The 26,524-nt window shown below is 70.3% G+C and carries 29 protein-coding genes; 18 read left to right on the top strand and 11 right to left on the bottom strand.

The annotated features are described in order from the left end of the window. Window positions 1-123: 123 nt before the first annotated feature. From AB0K25_RS30855 to AB0K25_RS30835, 5 genes are all read right to left on the bottom strand, one after another. Window positions 124-993 (bottom strand): DUF6745 domain-containing protein, encoded by an 870-nt coding sequence (locus AB0K25_RS30855; protein WP_363823914.1) that lies wholly within the window; start codon window positions 991-993, stop codon window positions 124-126. Between the two features lie 144 nt (window positions 994-1,137). After that, window positions 1,138-1,848 (bottom strand): glycosyltransferase, encoded by a 711-nt coding sequence (locus tag AB0K25_RS30850; protein WP_357537476.1) that lies wholly within the window; start codon window positions 1,846-1,848, stop codon window positions 1,138-1,140. Between the two features lie 5 nt (window positions 1,849-1,853). After that, on the bottom strand, window positions 1,854-2,480 hold the full coding sequence (locus tag AB0K25_RS30845; RefSeq protein WP_357537478.1) for an SAM-dependent methyltransferase: 627 nt from the start codon (window positions 2,478-2,480) through the stop codon (window positions 1,854-1,856). Continuing rightward, window positions 2,477-3,214: a PIG-L family deacetylase gene (locus tag AB0K25_RS30840; protein WP_219463400.1), complete on the bottom strand. Its 738-nt coding sequence runs from the start codon at window positions 3,212-3,214 to the stop codon at window positions 2,477-2,479. Before AB0K25_RS30840 ends, AB0K25_RS30845 begins: the two co-directional genes overlap by 4 nt. Continuing rightward, window positions 3,208-4,170 carry an acyl-CoA dehydrogenase family protein gene (locus tag AB0K25_RS30835; protein WP_357013413.1) on the bottom strand — a complete coding sequence of 321 codons (963 nt, stop codon included), beginning with the start codon at window positions 4,168-4,170 and terminating at the stop codon, window positions 3,208-3,210. The genes AB0K25_RS30840 and AB0K25_RS30835 overlap by 7 nt, the downstream gene beginning before the upstream one ends. 422 nt (window positions 4,171-4,592) lie before the next feature. Here AB0K25_RS30835 and AB0K25_RS30830 point away from each other — a divergent pair, with 422 nt between their 5' ends. The 3 genes from AB0K25_RS30830 to AB0K25_RS30820 are packed head-to-tail and all read left to right on the top strand — an operon-like array spanning window position 4,593 to window position 7,239. Further along, on the top strand, window positions 4,593-5,426 hold the full coding sequence (locus tag AB0K25_RS30830) for a CPBP family intramembrane glutamic endopeptidase (RefSeq protein WP_219463405.1): 834 nt from the start codon (window positions 4,593-4,595) through the stop codon (window positions 5,424-5,426). Next, entirely contained in the window at window positions 5,426-6,583 is a 1,158-nt protein-coding gene (locus AB0K25_RS30825) for a histidine kinase (protein ID WP_219463406.1), read from the top strand. Before AB0K25_RS30830 ends, AB0K25_RS30825 begins: the two co-directional genes overlap by 1 nt. Next, entirely contained in the window at window positions 6,580-7,239 is a 660-nt protein-coding gene (locus tag AB0K25_RS30820) for a response regulator transcription factor (protein WP_219463408.1), read from the top strand. Before AB0K25_RS30825 ends, AB0K25_RS30820 begins: the two co-directional genes overlap by 4 nt. Before the next feature lie 51 nt (window positions 7,240-7,290). On the opposite strand, the gene AB0K25_RS30815 is transcribed toward AB0K25_RS30820, so the two are convergent. Then, window positions 7,291-8,070, bottom strand: a complete 780-nt coding sequence (locus AB0K25_RS30815) for an NAD(P)H-dependent oxidoreductase (RefSeq protein WP_219463410.1) — start codon at window positions 8,068-8,070, stop codon at window positions 7,291-7,293. A gap of 145 nt (window positions 8,071-8,215) precedes the next feature. Here AB0K25_RS30815 and AB0K25_RS30810 point away from each other — a divergent pair, with 145 nt between their 5' ends. Both AB0K25_RS30810 and AB0K25_RS30805 read left to right on the top strand, forming a co-directional pair. After that, on the top strand, window positions 8,216-9,064 hold the full coding sequence (locus AB0K25_RS30810) for a helix-turn-helix transcriptional regulator (RefSeq protein ID WP_219463411.1): 849 nt from the start codon (window positions 8,216-8,218) through the stop codon (window positions 9,062-9,064). A 185-nt stretch (window positions 9,065-9,249) separates the two neighbouring features. Further along, window positions 9,250-9,777 (top strand): DUF6244 family protein, encoded by a 528-nt coding sequence (locus AB0K25_RS30805; RefSeq protein ID WP_219463414.1) that lies wholly within the window; start codon window positions 9,250-9,252, stop codon window positions 9,775-9,777. 12 nt (window positions 9,778-9,789) lie between these two features. Here AB0K25_RS30805 and AB0K25_RS30800 read toward each other — a convergent pair whose 3' ends face one another. The 4 genes from AB0K25_RS30800 to AB0K25_RS30785 all read right to left on the bottom strand — a co-directional run bounded on the left by AB0K25_RS30800 (window position 9,790) and on the right by AB0K25_RS30785 (window position 13,055). Further along, window positions 9,790-10,272: an NUDIX hydrolase gene (locus tag AB0K25_RS30800; protein WP_308290835.1), complete on the bottom strand. Its 483-nt coding sequence runs from the start codon at window positions 10,270-10,272 to the stop codon at window positions 9,790-9,792. Between the two features lie 210 nt (window positions 10,273-10,482). Continuing rightward, window positions 10,483-10,920: a hypothetical protein gene (locus AB0K25_RS30795; RefSeq protein WP_219463416.1), complete on the bottom strand. Its 438-nt coding sequence runs from the start codon at window positions 10,918-10,920 to the stop codon at window positions 10,483-10,485. A 228-nt stretch (window positions 10,921-11,148) separates the two neighbouring features. Further along, window positions 11,149-11,706 (bottom strand): O-acetyl-ADP-ribose deacetylase, encoded by a 558-nt coding sequence (locus AB0K25_RS30790; RefSeq protein ID WP_219463418.1) that lies wholly within the window; start codon window positions 11,704-11,706, stop codon window positions 11,149-11,151. A gap of 857 nt (window positions 11,707-12,563) precedes the next feature. Next, window positions 12,564-13,055 carry an SgcJ/EcaC family oxidoreductase gene (locus AB0K25_RS30785; RefSeq protein WP_219463419.1) on the bottom strand — a complete coding sequence of 164 codons (492 nt, stop codon included), beginning with the start codon at window positions 13,053-13,055 and terminating at the stop codon, window positions 12,564-12,566. A gap of 59 nt (window positions 13,056-13,114) precedes the next feature. Here AB0K25_RS30785 and AB0K25_RS30780 point away from each other — a divergent pair, with 59 nt between their 5' ends. Together AB0K25_RS30780 and AB0K25_RS30775 are read left to right on the top strand one after the other, a co-directional pair. Next, a complete protein-coding gene (locus tag AB0K25_RS30780; RefSeq protein ID WP_219463421.1) occupies window positions 13,115-13,594 on the top strand; it encodes a MarR family transcriptional regulator in 480 nt (159 codons plus the stop codon). A gap of 356 nt (window positions 13,595-13,950) precedes the next feature. Then, complete coding sequence (locus tag AB0K25_RS30775; RefSeq protein WP_255597646.1) at window positions 13,951-14,595, top strand: hypothetical protein; 645 nt, start codon at window positions 13,951-13,953, stop codon at window positions 14,593-14,595. Between the two features lie 50 nt (window positions 14,596-14,645). Here AB0K25_RS30775 and AB0K25_RS30770 read toward each other — a convergent pair whose 3' ends face one another. Then, a complete protein-coding gene (locus tag AB0K25_RS30770) occupies window positions 14,646-15,662 on the bottom strand; it encodes a WYL domain-containing protein (RefSeq protein WP_219463425.1) in 1,017 nt (338 codons plus the stop codon). 206 nt (window positions 15,663-15,868) lie between these two features. Here AB0K25_RS30770 and AB0K25_RS30765 point away from each other — a divergent pair, with 206 nt between their 5' ends. The 11 genes from AB0K25_RS30765 to AB0K25_RS30715 all read left to right on the top strand — a co-directional run bounded on the left by AB0K25_RS30765 (window position 15,869) and on the right by AB0K25_RS30715 (window position 26,364). Next, the gene (locus AB0K25_RS30765; protein ID WP_219470155.1) at window positions 15,869-16,222 is read left to right on the top strand and encodes a RidA family protein; all 354 of its coding nucleotides are present in this window, start codon (window positions 15,869-15,871) and stop codon (window positions 16,220-16,222) included. A gap of 71 nt (window positions 16,223-16,293) precedes the next feature. After that, window positions 16,294-17,532 carry an IS701 family transposase gene (locus tag AB0K25_RS30760; protein ID WP_363823908.1) on the top strand — a complete coding sequence of 413 codons (1,239 nt, stop codon included), beginning with the start codon at window positions 16,294-16,296 and terminating at the stop codon, window positions 17,530-17,532. A 547-nt stretch (window positions 17,533-18,079) separates the two neighbouring features. Beyond that, window positions 18,080-18,718, top strand: coding sequence for a hypothetical protein (locus AB0K25_RS30755; RefSeq protein ID WP_357537485.1), 639 nt, complete (start codon window positions 18,080-18,082; stop codon window positions 18,716-18,718). A 145-nt stretch (window positions 18,719-18,863) separates the two neighbouring features. Further along, a complete protein-coding gene (locus tag AB0K25_RS30750) occupies window positions 18,864-20,066 on the top strand; it encodes a 3-deoxy-7-phosphoheptulonate synthase (protein WP_308290838.1) in 1,203 nt (400 codons plus the stop codon). Then, entirely contained in the window at window positions 20,054-20,677 is a 624-nt protein-coding gene (locus tag AB0K25_RS30745) for an isochorismatase family protein (protein ID WP_219463436.1), read from the top strand. Before AB0K25_RS30750 ends, AB0K25_RS30745 begins: the two co-directional genes overlap by 13 nt. Then, window positions 20,674-22,590 carry an anthranilate synthase family protein gene (locus tag AB0K25_RS30740; protein WP_219463438.1) on the top strand — a complete coding sequence of 639 codons (1,917 nt, stop codon included), beginning with the start codon at window positions 20,674-20,676 and terminating at the stop codon, window positions 22,588-22,590. The genes AB0K25_RS30745 and AB0K25_RS30740 overlap by 4 nt, the downstream gene beginning before the upstream one ends. Then, window positions 22,587-22,934, top strand: a complete 348-nt coding sequence (locus AB0K25_RS30735) for a hypothetical protein (protein ID WP_219463439.1) — start codon at window positions 22,587-22,589, stop codon at window positions 22,932-22,934. The genes AB0K25_RS30740 and AB0K25_RS30735 overlap by 4 nt, the downstream gene beginning before the upstream one ends. Further along, window positions 22,931-23,548, top strand: coding sequence for a phenazine biosynthesis FMN-dependent oxidase PhzG (gene phzG / locus AB0K25_RS30730; protein ID WP_219463441.1), 618 nt, complete (start codon window positions 22,931-22,933; stop codon window positions 23,546-23,548). The genes AB0K25_RS30735 and phzG overlap by 4 nt, the downstream gene beginning before the upstream one ends. A gap of 39 nt (window positions 23,549-23,587) precedes the next feature. Continuing rightward, a complete protein-coding gene (gene asnB, locus AB0K25_RS30725) occupies window positions 23,588-25,423 on the top strand; it encodes an asparagine synthase (glutamine-hydrolyzing) (protein WP_219463443.1) in 1,836 nt (611 codons plus the stop codon). A 32-nt stretch (window positions 25,424-25,455) separates the two neighbouring features. Beyond that, window positions 25,456-25,944 (top strand): PhzA/PhzB family protein, encoded by a 489-nt coding sequence (locus tag AB0K25_RS30720; protein WP_219463446.1) that lies wholly within the window; start codon window positions 25,456-25,458, stop codon window positions 25,942-25,944. Window positions 25,945-25,953: 9 nt separating this feature from the next. Continuing rightward, window positions 25,954-26,364 (top strand): VOC family protein, encoded by a 411-nt coding sequence (locus AB0K25_RS30715; RefSeq protein WP_219463448.1) that lies wholly within the window; start codon window positions 25,954-25,956, stop codon window positions 26,362-26,364. Window positions 26,365-26,524 lie beyond the last annotated feature (160 nt).

Genomic DNA, 26,524 nt, shown 5'->3' with positions numbered 1-26,524 from the left:
CTCATCCGTCGAACCCGCCGGCCGGTCCGCTTCCGACCGGCAGCGGAGATCATGAGCAGCAGGGCGTCGGACCGGCCCGGCCGGGACCGTGGACTGCCTGTCCCGGCCGGCGGTCGGCTCACCTCACCTGCTCAGGAGTGGTTGCCAGCCGTCGCGGTAGCACACACCGCGAGGCAGCAACCGGATCTGGTCGTGCACCGTGGCGACGACCGGCTGGGTGCGTACCTCCCGGGGGCGGTCCACCACGACGCAGACGTCCTCGCCGGGCCACCACCAGCCGCAGGAGCGGGCCAGGTCGGCCCAGGCGTCGACGTGTTCGGTCTCGTCCGGGCCGTAGCCGGCCAGGCCGAGACGACGCAGCACGTCGTAGTAGGCGATCCAGGACGCGTCCTGCTGCCCGTACCAGCACACCGGAACCGCAGCGCCGCCGGCGAGCGCCGCGCGCACGGGCAGGTAGAACCCGTGCGCGAGGCTGCGGTGCAACGCCGTACGGATGCCCTGGTGCAACACGACCGCCAAGGGGACACCGCTGTCGAGCGCACGCGACGGTGCCAGTTCGGGCCAGGGCTGCCTGGTCCTGCCCGTGCGCCCGGGGGACAGTTCCGGGTCGGGGTGGGTGACGCCCGCGCCCAGTGCGCCGCGCAGCCGGGAGGCGATCATGGCGAGGTCGCTGGCCAGCGGTGGTGTCCGGCGGGGCCGGGGGTCTCGGACCTGTTCGTAGAGCTGGTCGAGGGTGGGCCAGCCGGTGACCAGGGGGCGTGCCGCGGCCGGCGATTCGACCCAGACGAACCGAGGTCGCGGCCGTGCTGTCCGGGCGTAGAGGGCGGTCAGGGACCGCTCGGCGGTCGCCCGGTCAGCCGGCTGCGTGGACAGGGCGTGATCGAGCCACTCCTGGCGGATCCGGGTCGCCCGCTGCCACAGGTCGTGCGGGTCGCTGCGGACAGCGGCCTGCGGGGTCTTCGCGGCGACGTCGCGCCGCGCGGGGGCGCTCACCGCGCCAGGGCGTCGCCGCCCTTCCGGTACGAGATCATGCGACGACTATCGCCCGCCGCGCGCCGCCGGTGCAAAGGCATTTCGCCACCTCCCCGGTTCACCCGCCGCACGCCGCCGGCGCAAAGGCTTCGCCACCTCCCCGGTTCACCCGCTGCACGGCGTCCGCTCAGGCTCCACCGTCGGCGGCCGCAGGTCGGTTTCGAGGGCGTCGAGGTAGCCGGCGAAGCCGTGCGGGGCCCGACCGTGGCGGCGGGCGCTGGTCCGTACCGCACAGGCGACGTCGGTGACGACCCGCATGGCCTGGCGACGACCACGCTCGACCAGGTCGTGGTCCTCGCCGTGGCGTAGGTCGGCGAATCCACCCAGCCGCTCGTACGCGGTGGCGGCGCAGCCCAGGTTCGCACCGTGGACGTGCCGGTGACCGGTGCCGGTCAACCCCTGCCGGTACCGGTCCTCGAAGCGTTCGCGGAGCTGCGTGCAGCGCGGCGCCCAGTCGCTGACCCGTACGGTCCCGACGAGCAGGTCGGTGCCGGCGCGGGCGTGACCCAACTGCCAGCCGCCCCACCGCCGGGGCACCCGGCTGTCCGCGTCGGTGGTGGCGAGCCACAACCCCTGCGGACCGTTGCGCAGCGCGTACGCCATGCCGGCGGCGCGGGCCCGGCCGACGTTACGGGCCCGCACCGTCAGCACGACGACGCCGAGACGTTCGGCGACGGCGGCCGTGGCGTCCCGGCAGTCGTCGGCCACCACGATCACCTCCGAGCGCACCGGCAGGTGACGCAGCGAGTCGAGGACGGAGGTCAGACAGCCGGGCAACGACACCTGCTCGTCGTGGGCGGGCACCACGACCGCCATCCGGTTCACCACAGACCGTCGGTCTGTGCGACGGACCGGGCCGGCGGCGGCACCCGGAGGAACACGTCGAGGAGGAAGTCGGCCTCCTCGTGCCGGGCCGTCCGCGCCAGACCGGCCACGCCGCCGAGCAGCCGGTGCACGTCGTCGCCACCACGGGCGTGCTCGGCCACCGCCGGCCGCCAGTGCACCGCCACGAGCGTGCCGCCGGGGGCGAGCGAGTCCACCGTCCGGGCCACCAGCCGATCCAACCCGGCGTCGTCGAAGTAGTAACCCAACTCGGAGAGCACGACCAGGTCGAAACGGTCGTCCGGCACGGCCGGCCACTCGTCGGGAACGCGCATCCGCTCCACCCGTACGTGCGGCTGGTCCGCCAGCCGCTCCTGGGCGCTCGCCACCGGCGCGGCGGCGATGTCGACCGCCAGCAGCCGGTCGCACCGCTGGGCGAGGCGGCGGGTGAGCATGCCTGTCGAACACCCCGGTTCGAATGCCGACCGGTAACGCCGACGCGGCAGACAGGCCACCGTCACGTCGTGCTTACGCTGGTCGTACCAGCGGGTGGCGAAACCCCACGGGTCCTCCGCCCCGGCGTACATGCCGTCGAAGTACTCGGCCGGGGTGCCGGGTGGGGTCATGGCACGAACACCGTTTCGTAGGGCCGCGCGAAGCGGGCGAGAACGTGCGGGGGCAGGATCGCGGCGTCGGCGGGTGCCGGCCCGAGCGGCAGCACCTGGCTCCGGAAGGCGTCGACCGCTTCCCGCTTGGCTGATCTGGCCGCGTCGGTCAGGTCGAGCCGGCGTGCCCGGTGCCACGGCACGTCGGGATGGTCCGGCCCGGCCCAGTGCCACATCCACACCGGGAACTCCAGCAGCGTCGCACCCGTACGCCGGCAGGCGACCGCAGCCGCCCGCCCGACCGCCTCGTGGTCGGGGTGTCCGTCGCCGCGCCACGTCGTGACACACCATCGGCCCGGCACCAGCCGGGTGGTCAACGCGTCGGTGAGCGCCGCTTCGTCGACACCGCCGTCGGGATGCCCGAGATGCTCGATGACGGCGGGGGCGACCCCGAGCAGCCCGCAGGCCGTGACCGTCTCGGCCCGCCGGATCGCGGCCAGCGCCGCCCGCGAGTGCACCGTGGATTCCGGATGTGAGGCCTCGCCGTCGGTGACGACCGCGATCTCGACACCGCCGGCGAGCATCGCGACCAGGCCACCCACACCGAGCACCTCGTCGTCGGGATGGGGGGCGACGACCAGCGGCGGCACCGTCGGCGACCGGTCGGCCAACGCCAGTACGGGCCATCCGGCAGGTGCCGGCCAGGCATGCCAGGTGCCCTCGTCGGTGCCCGCGTCGACGATCGGCCTCACCATCCGGGGTCCCCGACCGCCGCCACCAGTTCACCGAGGTGGGCCAGGTCCGCCTCCGCGTGGCTCTGCCGCAGGTACACCGTCAGGTCGGCGACCCGTCGGGCGTGGTGGGCGTCCTGACACAACGGGCCCGCCCCCAGCGCCCGGCCGACCCGGTCGACGACGGTGGTGGCGGTCACCTCGACGGTGGCGCGCACCTGGTGCGCCAACCGGTCCGCGTCCCCGGTGGGCTTCGCGTCGACCTCGTCGGCGGCGGCGAGCAGGACCGCTCGGGCGGCGGTCAGGGCCGCGTCGACCGCCCCGAGGTGCGCCATGGCGTGCGGGCTGAGGCGGCGGTGCCGCGCCGCGTCGTGCAGGGTGTCGGCGACCCCGACCGCACCGCCGTACCAGCACGCCGCGACCCCCAGCCCGCCGTGCCAGAAACCCGGCCGCGCGGTGTAGCTGCCGGGCCCGCCGACGGGCAGGGCGGTCACGCCGTCGAAGCTGACGGTACGGCTGTCGCTGGCGGCCATGCCGACGGCGGGCCACGTGTCGGCCACCGGGGTGACCCCGGCGGCGTCGACCTCGATCACGAACAGCCGGACGCCGTCGTCGGCGGTCGCGGTGACCAGGGCCCGGGACAGTAGACCCGCCCCGGAGCACCACGGCCGGTGACCGGTCAACCGCCACCGGTCGCCGTCCCGGGTCGCGGTGACCGAAGCCGGTGCTGCCGCCCAGACGCCCCACGGCTCGCGACGCCACCCGGGATCGACCGACGCGTCGAGCTCGGCGAGGATCGCCAGGGCGTCGGCGTGCCCCTCCCCCAGCCGGGCCAACGTCAGGTCGGCGCGGCCGAGTTCGACGAAGCGCAGGAAGCGTTCACGCGTGCGTCCACCGCCGGGTGACGGCAGGTCGAGAAGCCCGGCGTGCACGGCCGACCGGAACGCCGTCCCCGGGTCCTCGCCGCCGGCGGTCAGCATCCGGTCCCCACTGCCCGGGGCGGTCGGCCGGACCGCAGCCCACCCCGGCCTGATGCGCGGTCGACCACGGGCAACGGCTCCGGACGGCCGAGCGTCATCGTGTACCTCCCCGTTCGGGCGACGTGCGGCCTGTGTAGGTCGCCGCCGCAAGATGCCCCTCTCCCCCGGGGCGAAACATGGCCTGGCCCACACCGCCGCAGGTGACACCCGCGGCGTCGCCCGGCGCGCGGACCTGACACCGGACCTGATCGGGGAGATGACCGTCGCGCGCCGGCGGCCCGGGCCCGTACGGCACCACCCTCGTCCCCCGTGCGAGCTACCCGCAGGTGTCCACCGCATGGTGACGATTCCCGGCCCGCGAATCCCTAGCGTTCCAGGTGACCGTGGCACTCCGGCCGCGCACCCTGCAGAGGAACCCCATCATGCGTGTGTTGAAGCAGGTCCTGGCTGTCGTCGCTGCCGGTGCCGTCGGCAGCCGGGCCGTCGCGGCGGTGCAGGACGACCCCTGGCTCACCCTGCTCCTCGGTACGGCGACCGCCGTGGCCACGCTCCTCGTGTACGGGTGGGTGGTGCGCCGTACCGAACGACGGGACGTCACGGAACTGGCCCGGGCTGGCGCCGGCACCCGGATCGCCCGGGGGACGTTGACCGGGTGCGCCATGTTCACCGCCGTCATCGTCGTCATCGCCCTGCTGGGCGGCTACCACGTGCACGGTGTGGGCTCGGTGACCGGCGCGGTGGGGTTGTTCGGGTTCATGGCGGCCGCGGCCGTGACCGAGGAGGTGCTCTTCCGGGGCCTGCTGTTCCGCCTCGTCGAGGAACGCCTCGGTACCTGGCTGTCGCTGCTGGTGACCGGGGTGCTGTTCGGCCTGATCCACCTGGCCAACCCCGACGCCGACCTGTGGGGCGCGACCGCCGTCACCATCGAGGCGGGTTTCATGCTCGCCGCCTGCTACGCCGCCACCCGCACCCTGTGGGTGCCGATCGGGCTGCACTTCGGGTGGAACTTCGCCGCCGCGGGGATCTTCAGCGTCGTGGTCTCCGGAAACGGCGAGTCGACGGGGCTGCTGGACGCCACCATGTCGGGCCCGACGCTGCTCAGCGGCGGCGACTTCGGCCCGGAGGCCAGCCTCGGCACGGTGCTGGCGGGGCTGGTGCTGACCGTGGTGTTCCTGGGGCTGGCCCACCGCAGGGGTCGTATCGTGCCGCGTCGCCGCCCGGTCGACGCGCCGGCGGCAGACGTTACCGTCTCCTGATGGTCGACCTGCGGACGCTTGCGGACCGGTGGCGGCGCTGGCCCGTCACGGTCCGGGACCTCCCGCTGGCGCTGCTGATCGCTCTCGCCTGCGCGCCGCTGCCGGTGTTGCAGGACCGCAGCACGCAACTCGGCGACCTGCCCGGCCGCCCGTTCGACGCGCTGGCCGTGGTGGCGATCGCCCTGGAGTGCCTCCCGCTGGCCGTCCGGCGGCGATGGCCCGGGATCTGCCTCGCCCTGGTGTCCGTCGGTTTCGCCATCGACCAGGTACGCGCCTACCACTCGGTCGCGGGCACCGCGCTGGCCGTGGCGTTGCTGAGCGCCGGCGTCCACCTGCAACGTCGTCGGCGTACCACCCTGGTGGTGGGCTCCGCCGCGTACGTCGCCCTGGCCGTCGCCCTGCACCGGCAGGGGTCGACGGAGGGCGTGGGTGGTTTCCTCACGTTCTACCTGGCGTCGACCCTCGCCTGGGGGGTCGGGGCCTGGCTGCGGCAGAGCCGGGCCGCCGAGGCCGAGCGCCGCCGGGTGGCCGCGGTGGCCGCCCGCGCCACCGAACGCGCCCGCATCGCCGGTGAACTGCACGACATCGTGACCCACCACGTGACGGCGATGGTCGTGCAGGCCGAGGCGGCGCGCTACCTGACGGCTGCCCCGGACCGTCTCGACACCACCCTCACCGCCATCAGCGACACCGGCCGGCGGGCCATCACCGACCTGCGGATCCTGCTCGACCTGCTCAACCCCGACCACCACGGCGACCCGCGGGTGCCGTCCGTCGGCGCGTTGCACGCTCTGGTCGAGCAGACCCGGCAGGCCGGGCAGCCGGTGGAGTTCACCCAGGAGGGCAGCCCCGCCGGGACCGTCGGCGGCGCGGAGGCCGCCGCCTACCGGGTCGTGCAGGAGGCGCTGACGAACGCCCTGAAGTACGCCCACGGCAGCCGCACCGCCGTGCACGTCCGCCACGGGAAGAGGGAGATCACGGTGGAGATCGACACCGACGGCCCGGGTACGCACCCCGCAGGCCCGGGTGGGAGTGGACGCGGCCTGACCGGGCTGCGCGAACGCGTCACCGTGCTCGGCGGCGAGTTCAGCGCGCAACGCCGGGACGACGACGGATTCGTCGTCCGGGCCCGCATCCCCACCGGTGACGCGTCGTGACCGCGCCGATCCGGGTGCTGGTCTGCGACGACCAGGCGCTGATCCGTACCGGCTTCGCGACGATCATCGGCGCTCAACCCGACCTGGCGGTGGTGGGCGAGTGCGGCAACGGGCGTGAGGCGGTCGACCTCGCCGGCCGGCTGCACCCGGACGTGGTGGTGATGGACGTGCGGATGCCGGTCCTCGACGGCATCGCGGCGACCCGCCTACTGGCCGGCAGCGGGACAGCCAACCCGGTCAAGGTGCTCGTGGTGACGACGTTCAACCTCGACGAGTACGTCTATGAGGCGCTGCGCGCCGGAGCGAGCGGCTTCCTGCTCAAGGACGCGCCGCCAGCGCAGCTGCTGCACGGCATCCGCACCGTCGCCAGCGGGGCCGCACTGCTGGCACCCGAGGTGACCCGGCAACTCGTCGGCCGGTACGCCGCACGCATCCGACCCGCCGAGGGCACCCCGGACGACACGGGCCTGACCCGGCGCGAGTTGGAGGTGCTGCGCCTGATCGCCGACGGCCTGTCCAACAGCGAGATAGCGGCCCGGCTGGTGATCAGTCAGGAGACCGTCAAGACGTACGTGTCGCGCATTCTCACCAAACTCGACCTACGCGACCGGGTGCAGGCGGTGGTGTACGCGTACCGGACCGGGCTGGTGACCTGAACGCCCCGGGAGGTTGGTCCTCTCGACGAGACAGGGGGCGCAGGCCCGCCGTCAATCTCGCACATGCAGGTTGAAACCCCCGCGCCCAGGAGCCTCCAGGCCCTCCTTCAATCGTAGTGACGGAATCTCGTAGTCACCGGAGTTCTGCCGCCGGAACGCGATGGGCGCCGTCGTCTCCAGCGTCAGCAATCGTTGCTTCCACCTTTTCGTCACGTCCTCGAATTCTCCGTCGGACATCCTGACGGCGTCATACAACACGAATGGCGGCAGCACCTCCATGCCCGGGTAGTAGAGGATCCCGTGGTGGATCGGGAACAGCAGATCCCCGATGGGGCCGTTGATCCCGCGATCGGTGTAGTGCGACTGTGGGCCGCCCACGGTCACCGAGAGGATCGCCCGCCGCCCGAGCAGGATTCCCTCGCCGTAACGCTCGCCGTAGCGGGTCTCGTCGTGCACGCCCACGCCGTAGGCGAAGTGGAAAGAGAACACCCGGTCCACCCAGCCCTTGAGGATGGCCGGCATCGTGTACCACCACAACGGGAACTGGAAGATCACCGTGTCAGCCCAGAGCAGCTTCTCCTGCTCGGCCGTCACATCGGGGGTGAGTGCGCCGGCGTCGTACGCCCCACCCGAACTCGGTATCACCCGCAGCGGGCTCGTGGCGTACCCGCCGAAGTCGGCTGCGTCCACGACGGCCTTCCAGTTCATCGCGTACAGGTCACTCACCCGCACCTCGTGACCGGCGGCCTCAAGAGTGGACACCGCGACATCCTTCAGTGAGCCGTTCAGCGAACGCGGCTCCGGATGGGCGTACACGATGAGCGTCTTCATGGCTGATCCCTTCGACGACGTGGGTCGCCACCGATACTCGACGGCCGGGACCGCCCCCGTTCAGGGGCGCGAGTTCCGTCGGACCGGACTTCCTGGTACCGGCAGGACCACCCGCACACGGGTCACCCGAGCGATACTGGAGGCCATGGACGATCTCGCGGGCTTCCTGCGTATCCGGCGCTCCCGGGTCGACCCGTCCGTCGCCGGCATCCCGACCGACAGCCGGCGTCGCGTCGAGGGTTTGCGTCGCGAAGAGGTCGCTCATCTGTCCGGGGTCAGCGTCGACTACTACGTACGCCTGGAGCAGGGCCGCGCCACCCAACCCTCGGAACAGGTCCTCGACGCGCTCGCCCGCGTCCTCGGACTCGACGAGACCGAACGCGGTCACCTGCACCGGCTGGCCCGGCAACGCCGCCGTCGCACCAGGTCACCCAGCAGTCGCCCCCGGGCGGACCTGCTACGGGTACTCGACCTGATCATCGACGCCCCGGCCCTGATCATGGACCACCGGATGGACGTGGTCGCCGGCAATCGCCTCGCCGGACTTCTCTACGGCCGAAACACGACGGGCCTGAACACCGCCCGGCACATCTTCCTCGAAGAGGCCGAACGTGGCCTCTATGCAGAATGGGAGAAATGCACGCTCGACGTGGTCGGGCACCTTCGCCTGGCCGCCGGCAGATACCCCGATGATCCCCGCCTGGCCTCGCTCATCGGCGAACTGTCGGTGGGCAGCGAGCGCTTCCGCCGTCTCTGGGCCCGTGCCGACGTACGCGCCCGCACGCACGGACGCAAGGCCTACCGGCATCCCCTGGTCGGACTGCTCGAACTGCATCAGGAGAACTTCGCCCTGCCGGATGAATCGGGCATCGAACTGATAGTCCTGTCGGCGCCACCGGAAAGCCCCGCCGAAGACGGGCTGCGCCTGCTGGCCTCACTCAACGACGGCGGGAACACCCCGGGGAAAGGACTGCGGGTCACCAACTCGTCATGAGCCGTGCGCCCATCTGCCACCGGGCACGCGTCGCTGGGCCAATTGTCGCCCAGCTGAACATGCGCTGGGACGCACAGTTCGTCGTGACGCGGTACCGCTACCGCTGCTGGCTCTGGTGAGCTGGCAGTGCCTTCGGTAGCGTCAAACGCACCCGTCCGCCGTCATCGATTGGGGATGCTGCCTTCGTGTCACAGGTTGAGAAGATCACTGGTGAGCTCCGCGCCCTGATGGCCGGAGTCGAGCGGGCGCAGGGGTTGACGGCCGCTGCCGACCGGCAGGCGCAGGAGGTGGCATTACGTGCCACGAGCGCCGGCTTCCTCGCCGTCGCCGCAGGCGTCGCCCGGATACGCACCGCGATCACCGACGTCCAGGGCACCCTGGGACGGCTGGGAGGATCGATCGGTGAGGCGACGAAAGCCGCCGCCGCCGTACCCCAACAGGCCACCCCGCAGGAGACGGTCGCCGCACTGACGCCCGTGCAGAGCGCCATCGGCGCCGCCCGCGACGCGGCGGGCGGCGTCATCACCCAGATCGGGGAGACACAGCAGCTCGTCACCACGATCCTCCAGGGCGGCCAACCCGGACCGCTGCTACAGGCCCTCGACGGCATCAAGCAGGTCCTGATGCAGGTCGTCGCCCGCACCAACGGTGCACGACAGGCCACCGAGGCGGCGATCGCCGAGGCACAGCGGGTGGGATCAGCGGGAAACTGACGGGGCTGGAGGTCAGTGCGCGCGGAAGCCGTTCTCCAGGTCGAGCATGGTGCCCTCGGCCTTGGCCCGCAGCGCCGCGACGACCCGGCGTGCCAGCAGCTCCGGCATGCGCTCCCGGATCTGCTCCTCGGTGCACCAGGCCCAACTGCGCAGCTCGTCCGGTGGCAGGAGGATGTCGGCCGCGCCGGCCTCATCGAGGGTGCCGCCGTCGTAGACGAACATCATGCCCTCGGTGCGGTCCGGCCGAGGGGGCACCCAATCGGTCACCAGCAGCCGACCAGGCACCACCGACCTGCCCAGCTCCTCCTCCACCTCACGGGCCGCCGCCTGCCGAGGAGACTCGTCCGCGTCGACGCACCCGCCGACGATCTCCCAGTAGTCCTTGTAGACGGGCTCGACCAGCAACGCCCGCCCGGCAGCGTCGGTGATCAGAACTGCCGCGCCCATCCGCTTACGGGGAAGCGTCGCCGTGTAGTCGCCGGATGGTGTGCTCACCTTCGCAGGCTACCCGCGCCGGCGGCCCCGGCATGTCACCTTCGACCGTCCTGGACGGCTGACGAGGAACCATCGACATGGCTGGCCCGTGTCCCGCGGGCCAGCCATTCGTCAATCCGGAACTGCACAGATAACGGGCCTGCCGCACACTCGGTGGTGACGGAGCGTGCTGTTGTCCGAGGAGGATGCAGTGGCGGATCAGGCTTCGGGTCAGGTCCGCTTACGGCTCGCGATCTCGTCGGAGAGTTGCTGCACACGGGCTGGGTCCGCGTCCCGGGCAAGGGCGACGTAGTGGTCCATGACGGCCGGCCGGTAGCGCACGGGCAACGTCTGCCCCGGGGCGAGTCGGGTGAGCTCGGTGATCGTGAGGTCTTCGTCGGCGATACCGCGGAACGAGATGCCCTCGGCGGTCTCCACGTCGAACATCAGGACCACGCGAGGGTTGCTGTTCACCTCCCGCCAGTCGACGAGAACGCCGAGCGCAAGCACCCCCGTACGCAATTCCGCATTGCGCTTCCGTGCGTCACCGCTCAGGAGCGGGTTCGGGGCGACGCCCGGGAAATCGGGCCCGACGCCCAGCGATTCCCGACTCAGGTCGGGCCTGAGCTGCGCCATCGCATCGTCGAGCTTCTTCTTCCAACCGAACATCCTGACCCCTCCTCACACCGGCGCCGGGATCTCGGGCTGACGCTTCACCACCACCGCGATCATACGTCGCCGGCCGTTCCCCTCCGACCCGGGCGGCCCGTTGGTTGCAGGAGCATCCCCTCGAACAACGACCACTGGGAATCCGAGAGCACCTGAAAAGACGACCGGGCCAGAGTCCCGGCCACCTTTGTCACACGCCCTCATAATGACGCTGGCCGACGGCCCGAGTCAGTCCCTTGCAGAATCGTGATGCGGCGGCGGGGTGAACGGACCGCCAGGCGTCCGCCCGACTCGCTCGGCGGCCTGCCGGGTGTCATCATCGAAAAGGACAAGTCGTACGCGCTCGACGGCCGGCGGTGCCGTCTGCAATCCGGTCAACGCCTGGACGACAGCGTCCTCCTTAGGCCACCGGTACACGCCAGACGAGATCAGCGGGAACGCCACCGACGTCGCGCCGAGCTCGGCCGCGATGATCAGCGAGTTGCGGTAGCAGTCACGCAGCAATGCCGATCGGTCCTCGGTGGCGCTCCATACCGGCCCGACGGTGTGGATGACCCAGCGGGCCGGAAGGCGGCCCGCAGTCGTCGCCACGGCCCGCCCGACCGGCAGTCCCCGGCCGAACCGGCTGGCCCGCAACGCGCGGCATTCGTCCAGGATCGCCGGGCCACCCCTACGGTGGATCGCACCGTCCACCCCGCCACCACCCAGCAACGACGAATTCGCCGCATTGACGATCGCATCCACCCGCTCCGCGGTGAGATCCCCCGTGACGAACTCGATCTCCATGGCCACCATCATGAACCATCCGCATACCCCGTGCCGCCGACAAACCCCCGTCGATCACCCGCACTCCAGGTCGCATACGCGCACATGCCGCGATCCGCATGCTTACCGGGATCATCGTGCGTCGAGCCTGCCCGGGGCGTACGGAGCCGGACAGGGGGACGAAGTTCAGCCGATGATGGCGGCGAGAGTGGGGTTCGCAGCTCGCGTCGTAGTCGACGGCTGCGGCGAGCGGTCTGGCGGTCGTTGAAGAAGCTGGGACTGCGGTTTCACCTGCCAGTTCGTCGGGAGCCGGGTCGCCGACCTCCACCCTTAGACCCAGAACTGCGGCGTCGGGTCGGCTGATCAGCCGGTCCGTCGACGGCACCAGGGCTGGAGAACGACACCGGAGGCGCTGCAGGACGGGAGGACTGCGGCGGCGGCCATTGCGACGCCGCGAGCTGGGCCCCGGTGACCGGCAGGGTGGGCGAGATCTGGTCGAGCAAGCGCTGCGCCAGAGTGGCGTCGATCTCGACGTCTGCGCTGATGCGAACATCGGCCGCAGTCGCCAGGTCCACGACGTCATCGCTGGTGAACGCATCAGCTCCGAGAGTACTCAGCCGTCGCGCGAGCTCCTGGACATTGATCATTTGCAGCCTCATCGTCAGATTGTTAGTTATCCACCGTAACCCCCGCTTCGGTCGGCGGATCCTGCGCCCGCCGTTCGGGCTGCTGGGCCGGCAGTCGACGCTGACAACTACGACCGCTGCGCGGAGGTCCGCAACTCTTCGGTGAGCTGATCGCGCGCCTGCAGGGTCGTCACGCTCTGTGTTACCCATGCAGTCCGCGACGCCCGCGATCCGCTCCGGGAGGGCTGCCGTTCAGGTCGTCGTGACGCGGCGGCCGACGCCGAGGCCGCGAGCCAGCCTCCCCATGGCCTGGGCCATGCGGGAGGGCGTGGAGTCGGGGGCGGGGATAGTGATCGGCCTGACGCGGCCGTTGTGCAGTGCAGTGAACCGCCAGCCGTCCTGGGCACGGATGGCGACCAGAGTCTGCCGGGACAGTCGCCGCTTGGGCAGCGTCGATCGCCAGGGCATCAGGACCGATGCGGTGCCGTGGATCACCGCGACGTCCGGGCTGACGTAGCGGATCGATTCGATGCCACCGACGAGCGCGGATCCGGCAAGCACGCCACGGAAGAGCCGGTCGTGGGCTTCTTGCATCGGTACGCGGCCGACTGCGCGGGTGCCGTCGTAGGAGACGTAGTCGGAGTCTTCGGTGAAGCAGTCCGCGTAGGCGACCGCGTCGTTGTCTGTCCATGCCTTCATGAGGCGGTCGAACAAGGCGCGAATCGCGCGGTCGTCGACGTTCATGGGTGCTCCCTATCGGGTAGGATCAAGTCGTCGAAGATTACGATAGCAGAAAGGTTCGAATGTCGAAACGTGAGTTGATTGGTCTCGTAGCCACGCATCTGCGGCTGCTGCAGCAGAGCATCGACGCGTTCGACGAGGCCGCAGCCGCCGCGCTGGAGATCAACCGCACGGATCTGCGGGCACTCGACCTGCTACTGGAGGGCGACAAGCCGCTGTCGGCCGGAGAGCTGAGCAATGCGCTGAGCCTCAGCCCGGCCGCCACGACCACGGTCATCGACCGCCTCCAGCGCGCCGGACTCGCCGACCGGATCGCGGACCCGCACAACAGGCGGCGGGTCCTCGTCGCGGCCACCGATGCCGCCCGTGGCGCCGAACGCCAGATCTACGCGCCGGTCGGCGTCGCGGGTTCCGAGGCGCTAGGCCGATACACGTCCGAGCAACTCGCCACCATCCTCGACTTCCTACGCGTGGCCCGTCATGTCCAGGAAGAGCAGACAGCGCGGATCGCGAGCACACAGACCCGGCTGTACCCGACGTAACAACCTCCTGGCAGCCCGGCGAACCCCACCGGAGATCGCTCACCCGCCGCACATCGAATCGACGCACGGACATGCCGCTGACCGCGCGTCACGCAACGTCGCAGTCGGCCAATCAAGAGAATCCCTGGTCTTGTCGGGAAGCGGATACCGCTGCGTGGCGTTGAGCGTGGACGGCCTGTAGCCGCCTCACCGGGGCGAAAGTGGGGTGTAGTCTGCAGTGATCATTTGGCACTGGGAGCGGACGACCGATGGGTGCGCGTACCGCACTGCTCGCTTTCACCGAGGGTGGTCTGCGCCCTGCTCTGCGGGGAGCGGTCCGGTCGCGCCCAGCGGAGGTCATCGACCTTGTGCGCGGGATGCATCCCGGCTCCGAGGTGACACCGATCGGTGACGGTTCGCTCGGTGACCACAGTTGTCCGCCGGACGACACCAGTTATGCGACCGTCCTGGCTGGTGCCGAGCTGTTCTGCGACCGCCGGCTCGTCTGTGCTCTCCCATCACAGATACCTGCCTGGCTGCTGCGCGCCGCGGAGGGCCGGCGGATCATCATGCACGGCATGCACTCGGTCTCCGACTCGCTGTGCTTCGCGGTGTGGGAGAACGGCGAACTTCTCCGCTCGCTGAGCATCTCGCCGGTCGCCGGCATCGGGGAGAACATCGGCGAGCCCTACGACTTCGAAATGCCATATTGGGCGGGCGAACACCCCGTCGAGCCCGTGCTCTCCGAGGAGCCGTACCCTCTTGCCTTCCACCCGTTGGAACTGGGCGAGCAGGCCCTACGCGCGTTCTTCGGCTTCATCCTCGAGGGCCGACCCGACCCGGACGACATCGACCCGTTCGATGTTCCCCTGCACGGCTTCCACGTCGCCGACCCAACCGGCCGGGAACAGGCGGAACGCGACGACCTGATGGAACGAATCCTGCAGAGGATGGAACCGCCACGGCGTCACCGCATGATGCCGGACGGCACGCTGCGCCGACTCGACGACGGCGAGATCTGACCCCGAAGACCGACCTGCGAGCACTGCCAGGCCCACTCAAACCCGTACTGTCACCGGTCGCCCGGGGACGGGGCAGCACTCGCGTGACGATGGGCGTCCCGGGAGTTGTCATAGAGGCCGGCGATCGTCGCCGCCCGGCAGCCCAGAGCGGCCCGGAGGGAGGGCGGGGAGAGTGCCTCCGCATCGGCGCCGAGTTGCCATACGGCCCAGATGGCATGCCGCAGGTTCTCGAAGGTGACGTTGAGGCGCAGCCAGCCGTCCGTGTCGGGCTCTTCGGCCCGAACGGCCACGGCACTGGCCAGTAGTTCCTCACGCCACATCGGGGCGACCCTGACCGACACCGAGATGTGGTCGGCGGACAGGAACTGCGCGCACCGCTGCTTCCAGAGTAAGTCGAGATCGATGTGATCGGTGCGCTGCGCCCGTTCGTCAAGTTCCTCGGCGGCCAGCATCCGGGACAACCGGTAGGTGCGGTCTTCGCCGTTGCGGGTCGCGAGCAGATACATCCGGTCGCGGACGGTTACCAGGCCTACCGGGTCGACAGTGCGCCACAGTGGGCTCTGGTCACGGGCCGCGTAGTGGATTCGCAGCCGGTTACCGGCGACCACGGCACGCCGCACAGTCAACATGGTGCTGTCAGGGACGTCTCGGGCAGCCTGCCGGCGGGATAGCAGATCGGTCTCCGGCTCCACGAGTAGTCGTTGGGCCGCATCGCTGACGGTGACCTGGTGGCCGTCGGGCAGCGCGTCCACGACCTTGCGGATGGCCGAGGAGAGGGCGGCACCGAGACCGAAGACCTGTTCACCCCGGGCGGAGGCAGCGGTCACCAGGGCCAGCGTCTCGTCGTGGTTGAGGCCGGTGAGCTCGGCACGAAAGCCGGGTAGCAGAGCGACGCCTCCGTGGCGGCCGCGCTCGGTGTAGACGGGCACGCCGGCGGCGGACAGCGCTTCGACGTCGCGCAGCACCGTACGCGTGGAGACCTCGAGTTCCCGCGCCAAGGTGTCGACGGTCAGCTGACCACGCTGGCGGAGGAGCAGCATCAGCGAGACAAGCCGATCGGCGCGCACGGGACAACTCTAGCCACGGACCGCCCGGAATACCTGACACAGGGTGTCGTGATTACTTGTGACACTCGTCGGCAGGAGCTCGACATGCCGCCTGTTCGGGCTGCGGGACGAACACGTCCTCGACCGAGCTCGTCCTCAATTGAGTCTAAGGAGTAACTGTGGCAGCAGAGCGTATCGCGGTCAACCCGGTGAACTGGTCCCTCGAGATGGGCTTCAACCAGGGTGAGATCGTTTCTGGTCAGACCCGGACGCTGTACGTCTCGGGGCAGACGTCGATGAGCCCGGAGGGCAAGCCCGAGCACGATGGCGACATCGCCGCGCAGCTCGCGCTGTGCGTCGACAACCTGGAGGCCGTGCTGAAGGAAGCGGGCATGACCCTGGCGAACCTCATCCGCTTGAACGTCTACACCACCGACGTCGACCAACTGTTCCCCCACTACGGCGTGCTCGCCGGGCGACTGGGGTCTGCGGGTGTCGCGCCGACCACGACGATGCTCGGGGTGACGCGCCTGGCGATCCCCGGCCAGCTGGTCGAGCTCGAGGGCACCGCCGTCGCCTGAGCCGACCTCGCCACGCTCGCTGCTCGTGCCGGTTCGTCCGGCGCGGGCAGCTGGCAGATTGGGTGACCCCGGTGGCCAAGAGCCTGCCCCCCGGCTGGGCGTCGCGACTGCGACAACTGACGGACCGTGTCGGGCACGTGTTCGCCCGCCCCGAGCCCCGCGTCGTCTTCCACGACCTGGTCGAAGGGCTGCTGTCGGACCTGCCGAAGAAGAACTGCTGGTCCTTGTCCGAACGGGCCGGGCACAGCCACCCGGGCCGAATGCAGGCGCTGTTGTCGCGGGGCGCGTGGAGCGCCGACGCCCTGGAGGCCGAGGTCCGCTCGTACGTCATCGAGCACCTGGGTGACCCGGACGCCATGCTCGTCATCCGCGACGCCCAGGTGATCAAGCGGGGTGACAAGTCCGTCGGGGTGGGACCGCAGCACTGCACGCTCACCAACCGCATCGAGAACTGCCAGGTCGCGGTCATGCTGGCGTACGCCGCGCCCGCCGGGACGGCGTACGTCGGGCATCGGCTGCACCTGCCGCGTACCTGGATCGCCGACTCGGTGCGCCGCAGGAAGGCGGGCATTCCCGCCGACGTCGCGTACGCCTCTCGGCCGGAGCAGGCCGTCGAGCTGCTGGCGGAGGCAGTGGATGCGGCGGTGCCGTTCAGCTGGGTCAGCCTCGACGACGGATACGCCCAACATCCGCAGGTCCGGGACTGGTGCGTGCAGCGCGCCCTGCCGTACATCGCGGCCGTGCCGGCGACGCTACCCCTGATCAGGGTCGGTGCGACCAGGTCGTCCACCACGACCGGCCCCGAACAGATCCTCGGCCACATCGCCGACAGTTACTGGCACCGCCGGACCGAACGGGCGACTGGACGCACGCACGACTGGGCGCTCGTCGGGCTCGGCGGCAGCCTGCTGGTCGGTGGCGAGGTCCCCACCCGCGGGTTCGCCCAGTCGCTCATGGTACGGCGGTCGGTCGACAACCCGCACGATGTCGCCTACTTCGTGGCCCACGCGCGCCGCCGCACACCCGCGTCCGTCCTGATCGGTGCGGCGGAGCGGCGACACCGCGCGGGACAGCCGGAGCAACCCGGCGACGAACTGATCGGTCTCGACCAGTACCAGGTGCGCACCTGGACCGCCTGGCACCACACGATCACCACGTGCATGCTCGCCCACGCGTTCCGCACGGTGCAGCACACAACGGCACCCGATGCCCGCACCGCCGTCCGCAAGCCCCGGCAGGTCGCGGCCTGCCGCCCGGGGGTGGGCACCGGGGCAGCGAGCCACCCACTGCGCAGCGGCTCGGGGCACTAGCGGACGTCGTGAGGGCGGGGCCGGCCGGGTACCGGTCGGCCCCTCGGGCGGTGGCAGGGGCGGGGATCCAGGCCGTGGCAGCACACCGGCGGCACCGTCCGAATCGGACCATCACTCTCATTTGAGTTCCAGCCCGGCTGTCGTCATCCGGTATTTATGCCCGGTTCACGACACGTGACATCACCTGCGCGACGGAATTCGCAAAACGCCGTGAGGCCACCACGAGTCCAAGATCCGCAACTGTAGTCGCCAACTTCGGCCGGCGCGTTTTGGGGGCATCCTTCCGGAAGGAGAAAATCGAGGGTTCGCGTTTTGGCTGGTAGTAAGCACGAGTCAGCAGCACAACGTCCCACCAAGCGATTCATGATGTTGAAATATTGTCGCCGCCCGAGCTTAATGTGTCTTGACAGAGCCAGATGCGGGCTGTTGTATCAATGCCATCAGGCCGCCGGAACGACAAACCGGGGACCATGAAACGCGCCCGTAAATGACGGTCAGATGAGCGACTCAAACCCTAGTAACCACTTCCAATTAGGGGGAGACAGTCATGCACGAAATCAAGCGCACGATACCCATTGTCGCCGCCGGCGGCATCCTGCTGGCCGCCGGCACGCTCTTCGGGGCCAACTCCGCCTATGGCCAAACCGACACGAACAATCCCCAGCAGACACACGCGAATCACTCTATCGACCACCGGGCGCATGCCCGCGTGCCCGGATTCGTCGCGCCGACCACCACCGCCGTACCGACCCCCGCCACCAACACCGCCGCCCTCCAGGCCGGCGCCCAGAGCCCCGCCGAGCTGATCAACCTCCTCGGTCAGCGGATCGTGGCGAAGGACGTGGACGGGATCGTCGCGCTTCAGGAGCGCGAGGCAGCCATCATCGACTGGGACGGATCGGTCATTCGCGGGCATGCCGCCATTCGCGCATTCTACGTCGAGTGGTTCGAATCAGACCCGATCCTCCAGGTCAGCCCGCTCCAGATCGTGGAGGCCGGCGGAACACGCGTCGGAAACAAGGTGATTGGCCGTTCAGCGTCCGTGATGGGCACCTACACACTCGAACAGGACGGGCCCGACGGCACCCGGGTGAGCTTCTCGGGGAACTTTTGCGACATCGTCCGCCAGCAACTGAACGGCACCTGGCTCTACATCCAGGACAATCCCTACCCGCCGCACAGCTGATCTGCCCATCCACTGACCACGTCCCCCTCACGCACTCCACCGCACGTCGGTAAGTGAGCCCGTAGCCGATTAGCCAGCCTAATCGGCTACGGGCCACACCCGAAGTAACCAGCGAATGCCGAGATGTCCGAGGTTGGGAGAGAGTGTGAACGCCATCTCACTCGATGTTCCACCGGTCGAGGCCGCCGAGCAGCAACCTGAATGGGAAGACCCGGCGCAGGTCGCGCAAATCCGCGACGTCCTGGCGAGCCTTCCTCCACTCATCGAGGCGGAGTCACTTCCCACGTTCCAGAGTTCACTCGCCGACGTCGCCGCCGGGCACGCCCAGGTACTGCAGGCCGGTGACTGTGCCGAGGACCCTGCGGAATGCACCGCGGAACACGTCAGGCGCAAGGTGGACCTGCTCGACGCCCTCGCCGCCACCATGAGCGCCGCCACCGGCCGACCCGTCGTCCGGGTGGGCCGCATCGCCGGCCAGTACGCCAAGCCACGGTCGAGGCCCACCGAACAGGTCGACGGCGTCGACCTGCCCGTCTACCGCGGCCACCTGGTCAACGATCCTGCGGCGACCCGCCCGGCACGCCGGCCCGACCCGCAGCGGCTGCTCGCGGGATACCGGTCGGCGAGACGGACCCTCAGCGAACTCGGGACCGTCCGTGCCGCCGGGGCGCCCGTCTGGACCAGCCACGAGGCACTGCTGCTCGACTACGAGGTGCCGATGCTGCGCCGTGACCGCGCCGGCCGGGTCGCGCTCACCTCCACCCACTGGCCGTGGATCGGTGAGCGGACCCGGCAGCTCGACGGTGCCCACGTCGCCCTCCTCGCCCAGGTGGTGAACCCGGTCGCGTGCAAGGTCGGGCCGACGATGACGGTCGTCGACCTGCTCGCGCTGTGCGCACGGCTCGATCCGCTACGGGAACCGGGACGCCTCACCCTGATCGCCCGACTGGGCGCCGACGTGGTCGCCGACCGGCTACCGCCGCTCGTGCGGGCCGTACGCGCGGCCGGGCACCCGGTGGTCTGGCTGGTCGATCCCCTGCACGGCAACACCGTCACCGCAGCCACCGGACGTAAGACGCGCATCCTGTCGACCATCCTCCGGGAGGTCACCGCGTTCCAGATCGCGGTACACGCCGAAGGTGGGGTCGCGGGCGGCGTACACCTCGAGACGACCCCCGACGACGTGACCGAGTGCCTTGACGACGGGCACAGCAGCGAGCCGGCCCGCCTGCGGTACACCTCGCTCTGCGACCCGCGGCTCAATCCCCGCCAGGCGCAGACCGTGGTCTCCGCCTGGCGGACGTCACCCCTGACGAACCGGGCTGAGGAGAAACCGTGCCGGGCCTGACACCGATCGCCGCCTACCCGCTTCCGACCACGGGCGACCTGCCCGTCAGCATCGCGCAGTGGACTCCCGATGCCAGCCGGGCAGCGCTGCTCGTCCACGACATGCAGCGTTACTTCCTCGGCCCGTTCGACCCGTCGGTACGCGGGGCGCTGGTCCGCAACTGCGTCCGGTTACGCCAGCGGTGCGGCGAACTCCGCGTGCCGACCTATTACACGGCCCAGCCCGGAGGCATGACCGAGCAGGAGCGCGGCCTGCTCAAGGACATCTGGGGTCCCGGGATGAGCGGGCAACCCGGCGACCGGGAGATCGTCACCGAACTCGCGCCCGGACCGGCGGACCACGTGCTCACCAAGTGGCGCTACAGCGCGTTCCACCGTTCGGACCTGCTGACCCGGCTACGCCGGCAGGGTCGCGACCAGCTCATCGTCTGCGGGGTCTACGGGCACGTCGGAGTGCTGGCCACCGCCCTCGACGCGTTCACCAACGACATCCAGCCCTTCCTCGTCGCCGACGCCATCGGTGACTTCTCCGCCGACCACCACCAGTTGACGCTCGACTATGCGGCCACGCGTTGCGCGGTGGTCACCACCACGGAGGAGGTCTTCCCGTGAACGCGGCCCGCCTGCTCCGACAGCTAGTCGATCCCGGCCGGGAGGCATTCGCCCTGCTGCACCGCCCCGAGTCGGTGGGCGGCGACCGGGTGGAGATCCTGTCCGGCCGGATCAGCACCGTCGCGCGGCTCGCCGACGTCCCACTCCCCGACGCCCCGATCCACCAGGCCGGGCCGGGCGACGAGACGCTACACGAGACGCTGGTGCTGGTGCCCCACCAGCAGATCACCGAGCGGGGATTCACCGCCGTCATGGACGGGTCACCGCTGATCACTCTGTCGGTGACCGAACAGGGCTCGATGACCAGGGCTGAAGCGTTCGAACACCTCCCGGACGACCCGATCAGCCTCACCAACGGCGGCTTCGACACCGATGACGGCAGCTACGCCGACACGGTACGTGCGGTACTCGCCAACGAGATCAGCACCGGTGCCGGCGCGAACTTCGTCATCAAGCGGTCGTACGTCACCACCGTCACGGGGTACTCCCCGCGCACGGCGCTGAGCCTGTTCCGCCGGCTGCTCGCCCGGGAGACCGGCGCCTACTGGACCTTCCTCGTGCACACCGGCACCCGGACGTTCGTGGGCGCCACCCCGGAACGGCACGTCAGCCTGCGTGGCGGCGTGGCGGCGATGACCCCGATCAGCGGGACCTACCGCTACCCGAGGACCGGACCGGTCCTGGCGGAGGTTCTCGACTTCCTCACCGACGGCAAGGAGACCGACGAGCTGTACATGGTCCTCGACGAGGAACTCAAGATGATGGCCCGGGTGTGCGACAGCGGGGGCCGGGTGGTCGGCCCGTTCCTGCGGCAGATGGCCTGGCTCGCGCACACCGAGTACAACATCGAGGGCCCCAGCAGCCTGGACCCCCGCGACATCCTCCGGGAGACCATGTTCGCCCCGACCGTGACGGGCAGCCCGTTGGAGAACGCCTTCCGGGTGATCGCCCGCTACGAACCGCACGGCCGCGGCTACTACGGCGGCATCGCGGCCCTGATCGGCCGGGACGCCGGTGGCGCACGGACCATGGACGCCGCCATCATGATCCGCACCGCCGACATCCGTCCCTCGCAGACCGACGACAGCGCCCGCGTCGAGGTCGGTGTCGGTGCCACGCTCGTCCGGCACTCCGATCCCGACGCCGAGGTCGCCGAGACCCACGCCAAGGCCGCCGGGGTGCTCTCCGCGTTGGGCATCGGCGAACGCCTCGACGGGCACCCACTGATCCGACAGGCGCTCGACCGCCGCAACACGGCGATCGCGAGCTTCTGGCTCAGCGACGCGCAGACCCGCAGGCGGCCGCAGCCCGCCCTGGCCGGCCGCCGAGCCCTGATCGTCGATGCCGAGGACGCCTTCAGCGCGATGCTGGCCCACCAGCTACGGGCACTCGGCCTGGCGGTGCAGGTGGCCCGGGCCGACACCCGCCCCGGGTTCGACGCCCACGACCTCGTCGTCCTCGGCCCCGGCCCGGGTGACCCGCGCGACACCGCCGATCCACGGATGAGCCACCTCACCGAGGCGATCGACCAGCTCCTCGCCCGGCGTACCCCGTTCCTGGCGGTGTGCCTGAGCCACCAGCTGCTGTGCCGGCACCTCGGCCTGCCGCTACGGCGGCGGGACATCCCCAACCAGGGCGTCCAACGTGAGATCGAGCTGTTCGGCACCCCGGCACGGGTCGGCTTCTACAACTCCTTCGTCGCGTACGCGCGGATGGAGCAGTTCCACAGTCCCAGGGCGGGCGAGGTGCGCGTCAGCCACGACCCCACCACCGGTGAGGTGCACGCCCTACGCGGAGCCCACTTCAGCTCGGTGCAGTTCCACCCGGAGTCGGTCCTCACCCAGGACGGCGAACGCGTGCTGGGCGACCTGCTGGCATCGCTGACACACATCGAGGAGGTCATGAACGCATGAAGGCCGCCGTCTCCTGGTGGGACCTCGCCGGGTCCACCCAGACCATCGACTCACTGCGCCACTACCTGCGCGAGGAGGGCGTGCAGCCGTGGGAGCGGGTGCACGGAATGCGGCTCAAGTTCTGGATCTCCGACCGGGAGACCAACCGCTGGGGCGCGGTCATGCTGTGGGACGCCACCGCCGACCTGACCGCGCCGCTGCCGCCGAACCGGGCCACCGAGCTGATCGGATACCCGCCCACCGTGCGGATGATGACCGAGGTGGAGGCCATCGTGGAAGGGCTGCACGCCGGCCCGTCCGACGACCGTGGGCTGGCATTCGGACCGGTCCGGAACCCGTCGTGAGTACGTCGGCACAGCAGCTGGGCGTCGATGTCTTCGCCACCCCGCCCGACGAGCCGATGGGGCTGCTGCGGAGCTGGCTGGACGCGGCGCGGGCGGACGCCGTCCGCGAGCCCGGCGCGCTGGCGCTGGCGACCGCCGACGCCGACGGTCGCCCGTCGACCCGGATGGTGCAGGTCCTCGCCGTGCGCGACAGCGGACTGCTGTTCGCCACCCACTCCGGCAGTCGCAAGGGCCGGGAGTTGGCGGCGAACCGTTGGGCGTCGGGTGTCCTCTACTGGCGGGAGGTGGCCCGCCAGGTGGTCGTCAGCGGGCCGACCGGCCCGCTGGGAGCCGACGAGGCCGACGCCCTGTGGACGGCCCGGCCGGTCGCCACCCACCCGATGTCGGTGGCGTCGCAGCAGAGCGCACCCCTCACCGACGAGGAGGCGTTGCGCGAGCAGGCGCGGCGGCTCGGCGACGGGGGCCTGCCGTTGCCCCGCCCGGATGCCTGGCTGGCCTACCTGCTGGAGCCGGATTCGGTCGAGTTCTGGGAGTCCGACCCGGGCCGGTTGCACCGTCGGCTGCGCTTCGACCGCGACGGCACCGGGTGGCGGTCCGGTCGCCTTCAACCCTGACCACCCGGACAGTTCGCTCGAGAGGAACAGGTAGACGAGATGTGTGGAATTGCAGGCTGGGTCTCGTACGATCGGGATCTCACGCGACACCAGGCCGACCTGGACGCGATGACGGCGACCATGGCCTGCCGGGGTCCGGACGCATCCGGTGTCCAGCTGGACCGGCACGCCGGGCTCGGTCACCGCAGGCTCGCCGTGATCGACGTCGACGGCGGCACCCAGCCGATGGCGGTGCAGACCGACGACGGCACGGTGACGATCACCTACAGCGGCGAGGCGTACAACTTCGGGGAGCTGCGCGGCGAACTGCGACGCCGCGGTCACCGCTTCCGGACCCGCAGCGACACCGAGGTGGTGCTGCACGGCTACCTGGAATGGGGCGAGGCGGTCGCCGAACGGCTCAACGGCATGTACGCCTTCGCCGTGTGGGACTCCCGGGTCGAGAAGCTGGTGCTGATCCGGGACCGGCTCGGCGTCAAGCCGCTCTACTACTACCGCACCGACGACGGGGTGCTCTTCGGTTCCGAGCCCAAGGCGATCCTCGCCAACCCGCTGGCCGAACGTGCCGTCGACCTGGCGGGGATCCGGGAACTGGTCAGCTTCACCCAGACGCCCGGCAGCGCCGTCTGGTGCGGGATGAACGAGGTGCTGCCCGGCGGGGTCGTCACCGTCGACCGTGCCGGGCTGCGCGAGCACCGCTACTGGACGCTGCCGAGCCGCCCGCACACCGACGACCTGCCGACCACCATCACCAACGTCCGCTCGTTGCTCAGGGACGTGGTGGAACGCCAACTGGTCTCCGACGTGCCGCGCTGCACCCTGCTGTCCGGCGGGCTCGACTCCAGCGCGATCACCGCCCTCGCCGCCGCCAAGCTCGGCGAACGCGGTGAGAAGGTGCGCAGCTTCGCGGTGGACTTCACCGGACGCGAGGACGACTTCGTCGCCGACGAGCTGCGCGCCACCACCGACGCCCCGTACGCGCGGGAGGTGGGCGCGCACGTCGGCTCGCTGCACGAGTCGGTGGTCCTCGACCACCGGGACATCGCCGACCCCGCGGTCCGACGGGCGGTGATCACCGCCCGGGACAGTCCGCTCAGCCTCGGCGACATGGACACCTCGCTGTACCTGCTGTTCCAGGCGATCCGTCAGCACTCCACGGTGGCCCTGTCCGGGGAGTCCGCCGACGAGGTCTTCGGCGGCTACCGGTGGTTCTTCCAACCGGAGGCCCAGGCCGCGGCGACGTTCCCCTGGATGGCGGTGTTCGTCAGCGGCGCGAAGGCCCAGGTGTCGGACCGGTTCAACGCCGACATCACGGCCGCCCTCGACCTGCCCAGCTACATCCGGGACCGGTACGCCGAGGCGCTCACCGAGATCGAGCGGGTCGACGGCGAGAGCGACCACGAGTTCCGGATGCGCGAGATGTGCCACCTGCACCTGACCCGCTTCGTCCGGATGCTGCTCGAACGCAAGGACCGGGTCAGCATGGCCGTCGGTCTGGAGGTCCGGGTGCCGTTCTGCGACCACCGGCTGGTCGAGTACGTCTACAACACCCCGTGGTCGATGAAGACGTTCGACGGGCGGGAGAAGAGCCTGCTGCGGGCCGCGACCGCCGACCTGCTCCCCCGTTCGGTTCTCGACCGGGTGAAGGCCCCGTATCCGGCCACGCTCGACCCGATGTACACGAGCGCCCTGTTGCAGCAGTGCAGGGACCTGCTCGCCACCGACGACCCGGTGTTCAACCTGGTCGACCGCGCCTACCTGGAGGGCATCACCCGTGAGTCGGGCGCCCTGCCGATCGAGATCCGCAACGGCATGGAGCGGGTGCTCGACCTGAGCACCTGGCTGGACATCTACCGCCCCGAGCTTCGGTTCTGACCTGACCGCCACCGGCTGAGAAGGGACTTCCGTTGACGACCGAGACCCAGCTTCCGGGGTTCACCGACCAGGTGGACCTGCGGGCCCGCAACCGCGCGACCGTCACCGACTACATGAGCCGCAAGGGCGAGAACCGGCTGACCCGCTACCTGCTGTTCACCGAGGACGGCAGCGCCGGCCTGTGGACCACCGACACCGGCCAGCCGGTCGCCTCTCAGGGCCACGAACTGCTCCGGGCGCACGGGGAGTGGTCGCTGCGGATGTTCCCCGACTGGGAGTGGACGAACGTCGAGATCTTCGAGACGCAGGACCCGAACCGGTTCTGGGTCGAGTGCGACGGCGAGGGTCAGATCCTCTACCCGGCGTACCCGCCCGGGCACTACCGCAACCACTTCATCCACTCGTTCGAGTTGGACGATGGAAAGATCCGCCGCCAGCGGGAATTCATGAACCCGTTCCAGCAGCTCCGGGCGCTGGGCATCGAGGTGCCGACGATCGACCGCGGCGGAATCCCCACCTAGGAGCAGCAGATGACCGCTCGGCTCAATCCGTACATCGCCTTCAACGGCAACGCCCGGGAGGCACTGGAGTTCTACCGTGAGATCCTCGGCGGTGAGTTGGAGATCGGCACGTTCACCGAGTACGGCGCGTCCGACGTGATGGCCGCCGACAAGATCATGCACGCGGTGCTCACCACCCCGGACGGTTTCACCCTGATGGCCTGGGACGTCCCCGAGCGGGTGCCGTTCCACCCGGGCAACAACGTCGCCCTCTATCTCGGCGGCGACGATCCCGCGTTGCGCGGCTACTTCCAGCGGCTGTCGGTCGGGGGCACGGTGACGATGCCGCTCAACACACAGGTGTGGGGCGACGAGGCCGGCTCGTTCATCGACCAGTTCGGGATCTTCTGGATGGTCAACATCACCCGGCCGAAGGGCTGACCGGCCACACCTGGCGGATCCGGCACGCTAGCCCCCCGAGGTGGGCCCGCCCGCTGTCAGCGGGCGCAACGGCGACTCCAGCACGGCGGCGACCCGGGGGTCGCGGCTCTGCGCCGGCAGGTTCTCGTTGGCGACCAGCTCGGACTGGAGGATGAGCCGC

Source organism: Micromonospora sp. NPDC049257 (assembly GCF_040678915.1).
In the GTDB taxonomy this organism is placed as follows: domain Bacteria; phylum Actinomycetota; class Actinomycetes; order Mycobacteriales; family Micromonosporaceae; genus Micromonospora; species Micromonospora antibiotica.
The sequence above is the reverse complement of the archived record's forward strand: the minus strand, read 5'-3'. Positions and strand labels throughout refer to the sequence as shown.